General features: G+C 41.9%; 7 protein-coding genes and 1 tRNA gene. 2 read left to right on the forward strand and 6 right to left on the reverse strand.

What is annotated here, in order from left to right:
• Positions 1–34 precede the first annotated feature (34 nt).
• Complete coding sequence (locus ACHLI0_RS21870) at positions 35–2,536, reverse strand: endonuclease MutS2 (RefSeq protein WP_490750030.1); 2,502 nt, start codon at positions 2,534–2,536, stop codon at positions 35–37.
• Between the two features lie 132 nt (positions 2,537–2,668).
• Here ACHLI0_RS21870 and ACHLI0_RS21875 point away from each other — a divergent pair.
• Positions 2,669–2,753 (forward strand) — tRNA-Ser (locus tag ACHLI0_RS21875).
• Between the two features lie 281 nt (positions 2,754–3,034).
• Here the strand turns inward: ACHLI0_RS21875 and ACHLI0_RS21880 are convergent.
• From ACHLI0_RS21880 to ACHLI0_RS21895, 4 genes are read right to left on the reverse strand one after another with little or no spacing between them, the layout of a single operon-like run.
• Positions 3,035–3,988: a BT_3987 domain-containing protein gene (locus ACHLI0_RS21880; protein ID WP_490750031.1), complete on the reverse strand. Its 954-nt coding sequence runs from the start codon at positions 3,986–3,988 to the stop codon at positions 3,035–3,037.
• 56 nt (positions 3,989–4,044) lie between these two features.
• Positions 4,045–6,045: a RagB/SusD family nutrient uptake outer membrane protein gene (locus ACHLI0_RS21885; RefSeq protein WP_490750032.1), complete on the reverse strand. Its 2,001-nt coding sequence runs from the start codon at positions 6,043–6,045 to the stop codon at positions 4,045–4,047.
• A gap of 20 nt (positions 6,046–6,065) precedes the next feature.
• Complete coding sequence (locus ACHLI0_RS21890) at positions 6,066–9,170, reverse strand: SusC/RagA family TonB-linked outer membrane protein (protein WP_490750033.1); 3,105 nt, start codon at positions 9,168–9,170, stop codon at positions 6,066–6,068.
• Between the two features lie 30 nt (positions 9,171–9,200).
• On the reverse strand, positions 9,201–10,556 hold the full coding sequence (locus ACHLI0_RS21895) for an IPT/TIG domain-containing protein (protein WP_310480781.1): 1,356 nt from the start codon (positions 10,554–10,556) through the stop codon (positions 9,201–9,203).
• 1,187 nt (positions 10,557–11,743) lie between these two features.
• On the opposite strand from ACHLI0_RS21895, the gene ACHLI0_RS21900 reads away from it, so the two are divergent.
• Positions 11,744–13,015, forward strand: a complete 1,272-nt coding sequence (locus ACHLI0_RS21900; protein WP_490750034.1) for a histidine-type phosphatase — start codon at positions 11,744–11,746, stop codon at positions 13,013–13,015.
• 7 nt (positions 13,016–13,022) lie between these two features.
• On the opposite strand, the gene ACHLI0_RS21905 is transcribed toward ACHLI0_RS21900, so the two are convergent.
• Positions 13,023–14,600 (reverse strand): beta-N-acetylhexosaminidase, encoded by a 1,578-nt coding sequence (locus ACHLI0_RS21905; RefSeq protein ID WP_490750035.1) that lies wholly within the window; start codon positions 14,598–14,600, stop codon positions 13,023–13,025.
• Between the last annotated feature and the right edge of the window lie 45 nt (positions 14,601–14,645).

Below are 14,645 nucleotides of genomic sequence, written 5' to 3' on the forward strand. Positions count from 1 at the left end.
TGAGAACAAGTTCTTCGATCGTTTTGTTTACAGATTAGTCAAAATCGACTACCGTAATTCCGGCACCTCCGAACTGGACATGCTCGTCTGCATAATGACTGACGCCCGGTACGGTGGACAGGTATTGGCGGATGAGTGTACGGAGTATTCCGGTTCCTGTTCCGTGAAGGATACGAACGCGGTCCATGCCGACAAGGATGGCATCGTCCACGAAATAAGTGATGGCTTGCAGAGCCTCGTCACCACGCATCCCCCGTACATCAATATCTTGCTTGAAATTAAGCTTCTTCTCGTACATCTGGTCATGCGTCTGACTGCTGACAAACGTACTTTTGGCTATTCCTTCCGTTTTGGGGGCAGCGTTGCTTCGTTCCAGACGGTCCAGTTTCACCGTAGTTTTAATGCTTCCGAAAGCGACGGTTGCATTTTTACCATTGATTTCCATGACCTGCCCGACGCTTGTCTGTCCCTTGATCTTTACGTTCTCACCAACGGTGATAGGCATTACTTTAGGGGTAGCGGCTGTCTGTGATGCGGCAGTTTTCGGTTCGTTTTTCTTGTTTTTCTTCCGTTCCTGCTTCTCCTTCAGCTTCTCCATTTTGCGGGCAATCTTTTCCTCTTGTTCTTTGGAAGTCATTGTTTCCAGAGAAGTACGGAAATCGTTCAGCTCCTGGCGCACCAGGCGGGTCTTTTCTTTTTCGGCCTGAGCTTCTTTAATCGTACGGATGGTATTTTCAATGCGGGCGTTCGATTCCTGCAACATTTGTTCAGCTTCTTCTTTAGCCTGTCTGATAATCTCCTTCCGTGATTTTTGCAACTCTTCCATTTCCGTTTGATAACGGGCGATGGTGTCTTCCATGTGTTTTTCCCGTTGGCGGATCGTTTGTCGTTTCCCTTCCCAGTAGCGCTTGTCGCGTACAATGTCCTGAAGATATTTATCGGCATTGATGTACTCGCTTCCTACAATTTCCGAAGCATCTGCAATCACATCTTCCGGTAATCCGATTTTCCGGGCAATCTCTACGGCAAATGAACTGCCCGGATTTCCGATCTGTAGTTGAAAGAGTGCTTGCATCAAGTGGCGGTCGTAGAGCATGGCACCGTTGACTACTCCTTCATGATCTTCGGCAAAATGCTTCAGATTCTGATAGTGAGTCGTTATTACTCCGAACGTTCCTTTCTGATTGAAACGTTTCAGCACAGCTTCGGCGATGGCTCCTCCGATCTGTGGTTCCGTACCTCCTCCGAACTCGTCGATCAGAATGAGGCTGCGTTCATTGCAGCTTTTCATCATGATTTTCATGTTGGTCAGGTGCGAAGAATAAGTACTCAGGTCATCTTCAATGGACTGTTCGTCACCGATATCGATGAAGATACTGCTGAACATACCTGCATGACTGCGTTCGTGCAAAGGAATCAGCATACCGCATTGCAACATATATTGCAGCAAACCGACTGTTTTCAGACAGACAGACTTACCTCCGGCATTCGGACCGGAAATGATAAGGATACGCTGCTTTTGGTTTAGTTCTATATCCAGCGGAACAACCTTTTTCCCATGTTTGGCTAAAGACAGTTGCAGTAAGGGATGCACTGCCATTGTCCAGTCCAATAGCTGTTTCTTTTCTACTGTCGGTTTCAGACTGTTGGTCTGTATGGCAAAATAACTTTTTGCACGGATAAAGTCAATTTCTGCCAGAAACTCATAAGACTGAAGAATATCCGGGATAGACGGGCGCAGTATAGTTGAAAACTCTGTAAGGATACGAATGATTTCCCGTCGTTCATCCCCTTCGAGTTCACGAATACGGTTGTTGGCTTCTACGACCTCTGCCGGTTCGATGAATACGGTCTTTCCACTTGCCGATTCATCGTGCACGATACCTTTGATCTTTCGTTTTAATCCCGGAGCGACAGGAATAACGAGACGACCGTCACGCATGGTCGGAGCTACGTCTTTGTCTACATAGCCTTCAGACTGTGCATTGCGTAGGATACTGTTTAATGATCGGGAGATACTTCCCATCGTATTGGACAGTTCCCGACGGATACGGGCCAGTTCGCTGGACGCATTGTCTTTTATTTTTCCATATTTATTAAGGATACCGTCTATCTTGCCAATCAGTTGGGGGAATACGGCAATGTCTCCTGCCAACCGCTTCAGGCTGGGGTAGGGTACATCGTTTTCCTCCTCTTCTTCATTCCGGTGTAGAAAACGTACGATATCACGAATAGTCTCTAATGAACGGCGTAGGTCAAATAGTTCTTGTTCGTCCAAATACATGCCTTCTATCCGTACCCGTTTTAGTGATGGGCGGACATCGAAGAAGAATTGATCGGGAAATCCGTCTTCTTCCTGAATGATGCGCACAAATTCAGTTACCTGGTTCAGTTTCTCTTCCACTTCTTCAAATTGCTCGGAAAAGCTCATGTCTGAAACCCGTTCTTCGCCTAAAGTGCTGAGACACTTGTCTTTCAGTAACTGCCTTATTTGGTCGAATCCTATCTTTTGCTCAAAATTTTGAGGATATATCATATCTTTATACTTATTATAGGCTGCAAAAATACGATTATTTCGCGAAAAAAATGTCAGATTGTTTGCAGATTTAAAAATGATTCGTACCTTTGCACCGCTTTCAACAGAAAGCACTTCTGATAAAGGAGTTTTGGAGAGGTGGCAGAGTGGTCGATTGCGGCGGTCTTGAAAACCGTTGTACTGCGAGGTACCCGGGGTTCGAATCCCTGTCTCTCCGCTTTAAGAAAATAGAAAGTCCCTGTAAATTAATACTTTACAGGGACTTTTTGTGTTTATTCCATAATTGTTTTTTATTTCTCTGCCTTATTGTCAGAAAGGTGTCGGCAGGATGAATTTATATGATAATGGTTTGTGTGTTTATCTGCTATTCGGGTCTTCAGCTCTCCCTTCTCCTTAAAAAAGGAGAGGGGGAAGGAGAGCTTACAGACTTTTGCAATAACTTCTTCTGATTCGGATGGTTATTCCGGATTTATATTAATAGGTCTTTATTTGGCTTGTTTACTCTATGACAATCACCGGTAAGCGTATTGCTTCCCGTACTTCGGTCCAACTACCTGTTTTTAGTCTATACTTATAGCATACACAGAAGGTCGTAGTTGTCGGGTCGAGCCGGTTGTTGTAGAGTGCATAGGCGTTATCACCCGGATGGGCTACTTTGACATCCACTGTTTCCACTTCCATTTCTTCAGGATCATAAGGTTCTACAGTCAGGGAGTTATCATCAGCTACTTCGATAACAATCGTATTTTTCTTGATGAAGTCCGGCTGATTCTCCGGTTCTGCCGGTAATCTCTTAGTACCGATATTGATTCTTACCCGATTTTTGGTCAGAGGTACCATTGTTTTGGTGATGACAAAGTATCCGCTGCCTTCATACCCTGATGCATTATAGCTTGCAGGTTCTGCGGAACTGGTATATTTGTTTTTCTTCTGTATCTGCAATAATGCATTTCCTTTCTTTTTTACTATGGGATAAGGAGTTGCGTCGGCTATTGCTATGGGAATAAAGTAGATTTTATCCGGGTCCAGACTTTCAATGACTGAAATGTTTATTTTGATAGGTACCAACGTGTATGGTTCTCCTGTCGGATAAGTAACTGTGCTGCTTTCTATCGCATAGTCTTTCGGGTCCATCTTGAGGGCATATCGGCTATAATCTTCGATAAAGTTCGTATAGTTATATTCATCCAGAAGAACTGTGTCTTCTGTGAGCGATATTGTCACCGGTTCCTCTGTTGGATTGGTTCCGCTACACGCAATCGACAGATTGCGTATATTACCGTCTTTGCCATCCAGGTCGTAAACCAAATTGTGTATATTGTTATTGTCGCTGACAATGTATACCATTTTCTCGTATCGTTCATCTTCAAAGAACTTCTTTCTGTCACTGCATCCGGCAAGAAACAGTAATGCGAGTAACAGCGACAGGATGCTTATTTTATATGTTTTCATTCTTATTCTTTTAATTTATATTCAATACTAATGAATTGTCTCATAAAGTGTTCTGTTTAATCGCCCCAGCCGGGATTTTGATCAAGACCGTCCACTTTTCGTATCTCGTATTTGTCGATGGGTAAGAATACCATTTTGCGGTTTACCACTCTGTGTCTTATCCAGGGATGGTCTACCACTACCGGATAGAAGTATCCGTTCATCTCATCTTTGCTGAGGTCCATACCCTGTATGGCTTCTTTTTCGGTTTCTTCGTAGATGCCCCATCGGCGCACATCATAGTATCTTTGATTCTCATACAAGAATTCAATGGCTCTTTCTCTTTGGAGGATTTTGTTGAAGCCATCCACGCTGGCCAACTCATCATCTTTCACTCCGGGGAGCCCTACACGATATCTGATTGGGTTGAACGCCTGCTTGATCTTGTATATGTCACGGCTTTCTTCGTAGACTTTAGTTTCTCCGGTTGATTCTTTTAGTTCGATGGAATAACTACCCTGAAGATTATTGAGCGCTTCGCTATAAGCCAGCAGAATTTCCGCATAACGGATGATGGGGAAGAATTTCTCCATTACCATTCCTCCGGGTGAGGAGAATGCGTCATCATCATGCACATATTTGGTGATAACATAACCGGTGGCGGGGTAGTCGTTCACATTACCACTGGAGGAGTGCTTGCCATCCGTTACAGAAGAGTTGTCATATTTGATCATCTGCTCCTTCTTGGCATCGCTTCCGCTGTATGAACGGGCTTTCCAAAAACGGCCGGAGAAACCGATATTGGCATAGAATCTCATTTCCCGATTGCGGTACATATTGAAGACTCCCGATTTCAGTACATATTCGGAGAAGGTTTCATCCTCTGTACTGAAATTCGTGTTGTCGTATGTCCCGTCTGCTTTGTATGGTTTTGCATCTTCGGGGTAGTTGTCTGTTCCGTCATTCATATAGAACATATTAACCATTTTCTGTGATACACCCATCCCGTTATATCCATCCATTGAATGCGGAAAAGATTCTCTAAGGCACAGGTTACCGGTGCTTCTTCCCCATATAAACTCTTTGTTTTTTCTGCCGTCGGTTTCACCGTTGAACATATAGCTGTAAGACTTGAGTGGGTCGATACCGCCTACTCCGTTAGGGAACGCTTGATCTTCGTTGGTCGGAGGTACATAAGAGTCTTTATCTGCCGGAACAGTATGCAGTTCATAACGCCCCATATCCATGACTCTTTCGCAGGCTGCTGCCGCTACTGCCCATTTGCGGTCGTCGTATTGCTGGGAAATATAGAACACTCCGTCACTACTCCGTTTCCAGTTCCCGAAGTATGTTTGTCCGCGACCATTGTATAATGGGCTGGCCTGTATCAGCCTTAAGCGTGCAATCAGTGCATAAGCCGCGCCTTTGGTGGGACGTCCGAAGCTGCTGTTCGGCTGAGTTTCGGGTAGATACTGTGCCGCCAGTTCAAACTGTTCGCAGGCGTAGTCTACAGATTCGTCATACGTAGCACGTACGTTTGCGTAGGCTTCCGGTTGTTCGTTGGAGGGATATACCCGATCTCCTACAAGAATGACAGGCCCGAAGTCCATGATAAGATGGTAGTATGCGTAGGCTCTCATGAAATAGGTGTATGCCCAGATGTCCGGCTTTTCCAGATTACTCATATCAGTCACTTCGTCCATGCGTGACAGAATGATGTTTGCCTTACGGATGATTTTGTACATCGTGTTCCATTGATAAATAGATTTCCCGCTGATATTTTCTTCGTTAATGGATCCGGTAACAAATGCCATACCTGCATAACTATCTGCATTAAATGTTTCAAAAGCCTCATCGGTGGCCAAAGGACCTGGTGTCGCCGGACTATTGAGAAATTTTCCTTCATCGGGAAACATGGATGCTACGTTCCACATATATCTTTCCAGGTATTCTTTACGGGAGAAGATTGAGTCGTATTTCATTGTATCGTCAAACCATTTGTCTACATCCAGATAGTTACAGGAAGAGATACAAAAGACGGACAACAATAGAATTGAATGCAATATTAGTTTTCTCATATAATTCATTTTTTTGATAATTAGAATTTGATGTATGCCTGCAAAGTTACGCTTGCAGGAATCGGATAACGGCGTCCGTTGTAGACTGCCTGTTCCGGATCGCAGATGTCAATCTTATCCCATACGCAAAGATTATTGCCTACAAGTGAAAGGTCGATAGAGTTGATTCCTAAATTCTTTATGGATTTAGGCACATTCAGACTATAGTTGATATTTACTTCCGATAACCGCAGATATTTAGCATTGTCTCTCCAAAAATCGGATAATTGGGAGTTGTTTTCTAGATTTCCATAGGACATACGGGGGAATCTGGCATTAGGATTCTCTGCTAAAGAAGGGTTCATGCCCATCTTTTCGGCATATTCGCGTGATATCCAACGATTGGCGGGATTCTTTACCATGCTCAATACATTGCCGATCTGCTTGTCCTGAAATGGAATATAGCCGGCGCCATATCCCAAGCCTACGTGATACACATCGGTATTTCCGGTTCCTTTGAACAGTACGGCAGCCGACAATCTTTTATATCTGAACTCAACTCCGAATCCATACATGAACCGAGGGGTACTGCTGAATGACAAAGGTACTTTATCATCTCCGTTTACAACACCGTCTCCATTGACATCCTTGTATTTAATATCTCCGGGCAGATAGCTGCCGAAAGTCTGTTTAGGACTATTAGCAATATCTTCGTCATCTTTGAACAACCCTAATGCGATCAATCCTTTCTGGTATCCATAGGGACGTCCGGTAGCAGAATTATATTCATATTTGGTATCTGCTTCTTCAAAATAATTCACTCTGTTATTACTAAGAGTAAAATTTCCTCGGAATGTCAATGACATATCTTTGCCAATATCCTGAATATAGGTCACGTTTCCGTCCGAACCGTAGCTTTTCATGCTGCCTACATTACCAAACGGCATACTGACAAGACCGATATATCCCGGTACTTGTTGGCGTTGCTGGAAGATGCCGTCACGGATGTCTTTGAAGAAGTCGACTACGAAACTAAGTTTGCTGTTGAATAATTCGCCTTCGATGCCTACATCTATCTTTTTCGCTTTCTCCCATTTCAGATTGTCGGCTCCCATCTGTTTTTCTGTAATGCCGGCTCCATTGTATCCCCAGCCTTTTTCGGCAGACTCGTTGATGATCGTCAGGTAGGGAAAACGTTTGTCCGAAATACGGTCGTTACCTACGATTCCGTATGAAGCTCTGATTTTGAGAAAATTCAACCAAGGAAGCTTTTCTTGCATGAATTCATATTGGGTAGGCACCCAACCACCGGATATGGCCGGAAAGAACCCAAAGCGTTTACCTTTCTCAAAGTTTTCTGAACCGGTATATCCTATGTTGAAATCGAGTAGATATGTATCTCTGAACCCGTAACTGACTTTTCCGGACAATCCTTGATATCTTAAAGGAATAGCAGCCATACCGTCTTTTAGATCTAGTGTTGCTTTGCTGTCACTCATCTCGTAATGCATAAGAGCGGAGATACGGTGTTCATTGTTCAGCATGGTTTTCCAGGTTAGATTTGCCTGAAGGAAGTATTTACGGTACTGACTGTCTCTATTTTTATTATATGTAGTTCCTTGTTTCTTAATAGTGTGTACAAGTTCCAGATTTCCGTTCTCATCCCTACGTTCAGCCCAATACATGTCGGGCTTGACAGAACGTGTCTCTTCAAAATAAGAGCTGTTACTGAAAGCTCCCTGAATGTTTAGAGCCAGGTTCTTCAGCAGAAAACCGAAGTCTTGCTGTAAGCGTATAGTATAAGTTCCTGAATAGTTATTGATATTTTTCAAACCAGTATAATTCAGCATGGCATAAGGCGAGTATACGTCTGCTGCGCCTGATTTGTAAGTCGGCAGTTCACCAGTGGAGTAACGTACGGGAATAGTCAGCGGAGTCAGTTTAGCTTGGGCGTCCCATAATTGGTCGGTCGAAGCTCCTTGTCCGGGTAATGCCTGAGAAGACAAATAAATGTCCGAACCAAAATAAAGTTCGGTTGTCTTAGTCAGGTTAAAGTCCACGTTCAGGCGCATTCCATAGGTGTTGTAATGCACATCCTTGATGTACTTACTGTTTTCGTCTTGCTTGTAGATTGCTGATTCATTTGACATATTCATACTGACAAAATAGCGGGCGATACTACCACCTCCTCTGGCACTGGCATAATACGTCTGCTGAAGCGATGTCTTTTTAAGAATTTCGTCCTGCCAGTTTACGTCCGGATAAAAGTCGGGATCCAGATGATACTGAATGGCTTTTAGTTCAATGTCGTCATAAATGGGCTGTGCTCCACGCATGGCGCTTGCTTCATTGGCCAATACGGCATAGTCGTATGCACGCAAATATTCGGGAAGTTTTGTGAGGTATGATATTTTAACATTTGCTCGTACGTTTACTTCCATTTTGTCGGTGGTCCCATGTTTGGTAGTCACCAATACGACACCATTTGCACCACGTACGCCATATACAGCAGTTGCAGAAGCGTCCTTCAATACAGAGAAACTTTCGATATCGGCGGGGTCAATGCTGTTCAGGTTGCCTTCGAGTCCGTCAATAAGTACAAGTGCACTTGAACTGGCTCCAAACGTACCGATACCACGAATCCAGAATTCGGACATATTAGAGCCCGGTTCACCACTGGATTGCACGGAGATAATGCCGGGCACACGACCGCCGAGCATATTGGTAAGGGAAGTCGCTGGAGTCTGTATCTGCGATATATCCACATTGGTGACAGCTCCGGTAAGATTCACCTTTTTTTCTTTTGTACCCATACCGGTGATGACAACTTCATCCATTTGTTGCGCATCACTTTTCAGGATAATCCTCAGATCCTTTTCATTTTTCAGGACGATATGTTCCGTCTTTTTGTAACCGATAAAAGAGAATATGATCATATCTCCTTTTTTAGCGGATAGCTTGAATGTACCGTCAATGTCGGTGCTGGTGCCTACTCCTGCGCGGTCCTTCAGATATACGCTGACTCCGGGTAATGACTCTTTGTTTTCGTCGAATACATGTCCCGATATTGTTAATTGCTTCTCCTGTCCCATCAGTATCGATGCGGTGCAGAAGAACAGTAATAATAGTAATATGTATTTTTTCATTAGTGTCTTCTTTACATATGATTATTGGGGTTAACGCAGACTCAGTTTGCGGACGCATCCGGACCCACAGTCTGAAATATACAAATCTCCTTCGGCGGTCAAACCTACTCCTTTGGGCCAGTTGAAGGTGGCTTCTAATGGGGTTCCGCTTTGGTTACCTTTGACGCCTTGTCTGCCTACAACGGTAGTTGCCATACCTGTATTCATATCAATTTTACGTATGGTTTGTGTTCCGGCATCTGCAATATACATGTTTTTCTGTCCCGTTTCGTCTGCTATAATACTCATTTGGTTGTTCCAGCAGAATAAGCAGTCCGTCCGATACCCATTAATTACTTGAGTAGTGCTGTTACCGTCAGCTCTCACATTAAGGTGTCCGGCATATATTTCTTCTTCCGATTCTGGTTTTGCGACATCTTGTACGCTTATGACGGATGATACTCCGTAAGAAGTATATAATTTCGTCGGATCAGTTGGGTCAAACATCATACTGACAATATAGCTGTTTTCAGCTTCTGCCACAGATGTATTGTATTTATCATTCTTGATGTATTCACATACCATGTCCTCAAGTCTGAAGCGAAATAATTGTTTGGTTGCCGTACGACCATAAAAGTACCCATCTGTAGTACAATAAGCTATACAGGCTGTGGAGTTGTAGTCAACTTGTTTGGCAGGAGGATCCTGTGGCTTCAAGTAGCGTCGCTTGACTTTCCAGTCGTTGGAAGGATCAATTTCATAAATGACGTTTTTTTGTGTGCTTACGGCATACAGTTTTTCTGTTACTTTATGGTACATTACATCATTAACCAGTTCTGATATGATTTTCTTTGACAGATTCTTTTTCTCACTGATTAATGCAAGACCTCCATTATTTCCAAACCAAGAATAACATGAATAATAATTCCCTTCCGGATCACAGCATCCTACCTTCAATCGCCAAGCTTCAAAGGTAGTACTGGCAAGGTCTCCGCCGATATTGTATCCGCTTCCTGCTTTACCACATACATTTTCTACTGTAAAGCGGGAGATGTAACGAAACTTGTTGTCGAAAGTAAGAGAATCATTTCCTTTTACTACAGAGATGATACAGGTGTCTCCCGGTAATTTAGGTGCATAAACCATCAGAATATTTCCGGATGCTTGTGAAATGTATCCTTTCTTTTTATTAAAGTAGACTGATAATTTAGAAGCATCTGTTCCTAGATTTTCACCTTCTATTATAATTTTGGAGGAAAGATATCCTGAATCCGGATAAAAAGTGGTTAGTTTTAGAGGTCCATTATAATTTCCGCCTGATTTATCGTCATCCGAACAGGCAAACTGCATTATTAGGGATAATCCCATAACTATTGGCAGTAACGTTTGTGTGATTTTCTTTTTCATAAATAGTATTTAAATGTTAATACTCCTCGGCAAGGGGAGAGATTTAAGTTGCTAAATGTATACTTGGAGTAAACAGAGAACTCTCGCTTGGCGAGATCTCCGAGTGGAGTCCTAGGATGTGTTTTCCTTGATATAGGATTTCGCTTCGTTGTATACATGATTATTAATCATGAATTTTCTGTAATGTTGTGTGTACATTAAATAGTTTAATATTTATTTCTCCATAGGCATTATTGTTATTTTATTTATACTAAAAGGCTAACATATTATATCTTTTTTTTCTGCAATGCCGAACTGTGCTGTTTTGTTTCTATAAAAAATACAAATTAGATTATAGTTCTTGTGGAACTTGATATAATTATATGGAGAATAGCTAAATAGTAGTCTATGAGTTGCTTATGAATAAGAATGACTTTTATTATATTTTGAGTACTAATATAGAGACTCAAATTGTATTATTTTGATGAGTATTCGTTGAAAAAAACATTTTATTAGGAGGAAAATAAAGAAAAAATGGGGTTATTATATCATTCTTAAAAAAATAGTTTTATATTTGCACAGACATAAATAAGATATTGGTGAATACAAACAGTATTGGATTTATTAAAAGACAGAGTTAACCAAGTTCCACAAGAACTTATTTGAAATCTTTAAGTAATAGCATCGAAAGTTTATCCTTTTCTTTATTCCGTCATGAATTAAAGCATCTATAAAACGTGAAGTAGTGAATCATTATCAGATTCCTACAAGGGACTTTTATTCTCACCGCAATGAGAAGTTTTTCTCATTGCAATGAGAAAATATTCTCAAAGGCATGAGTATTTTTTCTCATTGTGGTGAGAAACTTTTCTCAAAGGCATGAGAATATGTTGAGAATATAATGATCTGTATCTATTTGTATATTAACTTAATAATAGTAGTATGCTTTCCGTTTTATACTACTATTTAAATGGTTCCAAAAAACGCTTTATCCCTAAATTATATATATTCACTTGTTTGTATGGAAAGGTATGCTTGTCTCTTTAAGAATAGAAAGTGTGTATAGTACAACTTTATTTTTATATTCATATAGAAACTGTTCGTAAATGATCAGTTGAAACTGAAATCTTAGGCTTTTATGTGTGAGTTTGGGTAAACATAATCATTGTTCTCATCGTTATAGCCTATGAATATAATGGATTTATAATATGAAAGGGTTATTGTTAATTGGGATTTTTATGTTTTACTCTATTTCCAGTGTTTGGGGACAGGATGTAATAAAACAATATGCAGGAACAGCAATGCTATATCCTGTTCAGGAAGATTCATTCCATCTTTCTACTAGTGATATGGTGCCATTTTATATCAACCATTTGGGAAGACATGGAGCCCGGTTCCCAACTTCAGGGAAGGCACTGGATAAGGCTAAAAAAGCACTTATACTGGGGCAACAGGAAAACAGACTAACAACTGATGGGAAAATATTACTCTCTACATTACAGCATTTATCTGATAGTTTTGAGGGACAGTGGGGAAAACTGTCAGTGTTGGGAGAGTTGGAACAAAAGGGAATTGCCGGACGTATGATGAGACATTATCCTCAATTATTCAGTAATTCGGCTAAAGTCGAGGCTATAGCAACCTATGTTCCTCGGTGTATAAATAGTATGGATGCATTTCTTACTCGTTTAATGCTGGATAATCCTTCTTTACGTATACAACGAAATGAGGGGAGGCAATACGATGATATTCTCCGCTTTTTTGATTTAAACAAATCTTATGTAAATTATAAGAATAATGGTGATTGGCTTTCTATATATGAAGCATTTGTACGGAATAAAATATCTTCTGCTTCTATCATGAAGAAATTTTTTATTGAACCGGAACGAGAGACCGATGAAGAAGCGGAAGAGGTTGTTATGGCTTTGTTTTCCATAGCTGCCATACTTCCTGATACAGGTCTATTGACGAATTTAGACGACCTTTTCACAATGGAAGAATGGCGTAGCTATTGGCAAACTCAGAATTTGAGACAATATATGAGTAAAAGCTCCGCACCTGTCGGAAGGATGTTGCCTGTTGCCATTTCATGGCCTTTGTTATCAGATTTCATTTATACTGCTGATGAAGTAATAAAAGGCAAGTCTGATAATGCTGCGAATTTTCGTTTTGCTCATGCGGAAACGGTGATCCCTTTTGTGGCATTGATGGGCATAGAGAATACGGATGTTCAAATTTCCAATCCTGATTCAGTTTCCCGATATTGGAAAGATTATGAGATATCTCCAATGGCAGCTAATGTACAATGGATTTTCTACCATGATAAAGCCCGTGGGGTATGGGTTAAGATTCTTTTGAATGAAAAAGAAGCGAAACTCCCCATTGCAACTTCTCGTTTTCCCTATTATCCCTGGGAAACTGTTTGCGCATATTTTAAAGAACGAATAGAAATGGCAAAAAGGATACTTATCAAAAACTAATTTGAATCTATTTCTTGTCAGCTATTTCAAAAGGAACACGTACCGAAACTCCTTTCTTCATCAGATTAGTTAGGTTGGGGTAGAGACGTTGTTTGAATGATTCCCAATTACGGAATTTCATTTGTGTCCATCCGGCTTCTGCCAATGCGAAAGCGCGGGGATATGCCATATAGGTTGCCCGGTTAATGTCCCGTATCGCTTCTCCCCATAAAGTTCCCATAACTCCGGTGATATGAGCCTGATCTTCGGCAGCCACGCCATATCCCGGGTCGAATTGATACGACTTTTCCAAAGTAGTAACGGGCATACCCCAATTGTTGAACTCGGGAAAATCTCCTTTCAGTTGCGGATAATCCAGATAAGCGTACTCACCTGGTGCCATGATAAGCGGATTACCGTGCTTTCGGGTAAGTTCAAGACAGGTAGGTGTCAATCCTCCACGCCAGCTTACTAAAGTTACGTTCTTGGGATAAGGAAAGAGATAGTCGTTGGCAGGCGGATAAATATTGTCCAGTTCGCACCAAAGTATAGGAGTCTTATTGTTCTCTTGGACGAAAGAAAGCATACGGCTGAAAAAAGGAATCATGAGCTGTGAAGCTTTCTGATAACCTAGCTCTTTCATCATGGCCTGACAACGGCTACATTGGGTCCAGTTCTTTTCTATCACAGCTTCGTCGCCTCCTAAATGTATATAATCGGATGGGAACAAGGAAGATATTTCTTTGATGATATCCTGATAGACGGAATACACTTTCTCATTATTCGCGCAAAGCATTAAATCCGTAGTTTTGCCTACTATCTTAGGCAGCGTATCGGTGTGTGTACATCCCAATTCGGGATAGGCGGCTAGTATAGCTACTGTATGTCCGGGGATATCCAGTTCGGGAATGACCTCGATATTCCGTTGAGTGGCATATTGAATGATTTCGGCAAGCTGCTCTTGCGTATAATAATCTTTGCCGACTAATTTAGGATGTTTTTTTATTTCGACTCTCCATCCCTGGTCGTCTGTCAAGTGCAACTGGAGTATGTTGTATTTGTAACGTGCCATCTGGTCAATGAAGAACTTCACATCATTTACCGGAAGGAAATGACGGGCAGGGTCGAGCATTAATGCCCGATGAGAGAAGCGGGGCGCATCATCAATGCGGATTGGAGAAATCTCCTTGTGTGCAGTGGCGCACGCGTCACCTAATAGAAGCTGATCCATCGTCATGACTCCATAATAGACCGCTCCTGCGGTAGCTCCGCTGATAGTGATCCCTTTGGAGGTTATTTTGATACGATAATGCTCTTTTCCTTCCATTGCAGGATCAACCAGCAAACGGATGTCCGCACGGCCGGATTCGGATGCAAGTGGAACCTTTGCCTGCATCCTGTCTTGTAATATCGTTTGCAGCGTCTTTGCTGTAAACTGCAATTCCGGCTGATTCAAATAGATAGCCGTATTTCCGGAACGGACGGTAAAAGGCTTCCCTTTTACCGGTGTGATCTGATTGGGCATGGGCAACAAAGCCGAAGTATTATTCTGGGCAACCAGATATCCGGCTAAGAAAAGCAAACAAAGGCAAGTATAAATTTTCATGGTCGATATTGGGGGTAAATGTGTTCATCTGAATGAAATAGATTC

It is taken from the genome of Bacteroides sp. RCH18 (assembly GCF_058231005.1).

Excerpts from the sequence above, each read along its gene's own strand:
- ACHLI0_RS21870 (WP_490750030.1), bottom strand. The coding sequence starts at position 2,536 with ATGATATATCCTCAAAATTTTGAGCAAAAGATAGGATTCGACCAAATA.
- ACHLI0_RS21880 (WP_490750031.1), bottom strand. The coding sequence starts at position 3,988 with ATGAAAACATATAAAATAAGCATCCTGTCGCTGTTACTCGCATTACTG.
- ACHLI0_RS21885 (WP_490750032.1), bottom strand. The coding sequence starts at position 6,045 with ATGAGAAAACTAATATTGCATTCAATTCTATTGTTGTCCGTCTTTTGT.
- ACHLI0_RS21890 (WP_490750033.1), bottom strand. The coding sequence starts at position 9,170 with ATGAAAAAATACATATTACTATTATTACTGTTCTTCTGCACCGCATCG.
- ACHLI0_RS21895 (WP_310480781.1), bottom strand. The coding sequence starts at position 10,556 with ATGAAAAAGAAAATCACACAAACGTTACTGCCAATAGTTATGGGATTA.
- ACHLI0_RS21900 (WP_490750034.1), top strand. The coding sequence starts at position 11,744 with ATGAAAGGGTTATTGTTAATTGGGATTTTTATGTTTTACTCTATTTCC.
- ACHLI0_RS21905 (WP_490750035.1), bottom strand. The coding sequence starts at position 14,600 with ATGAAAATTTATACTTGCCTTTGTTTGCTTTTCTTAGCCGGATATCTG.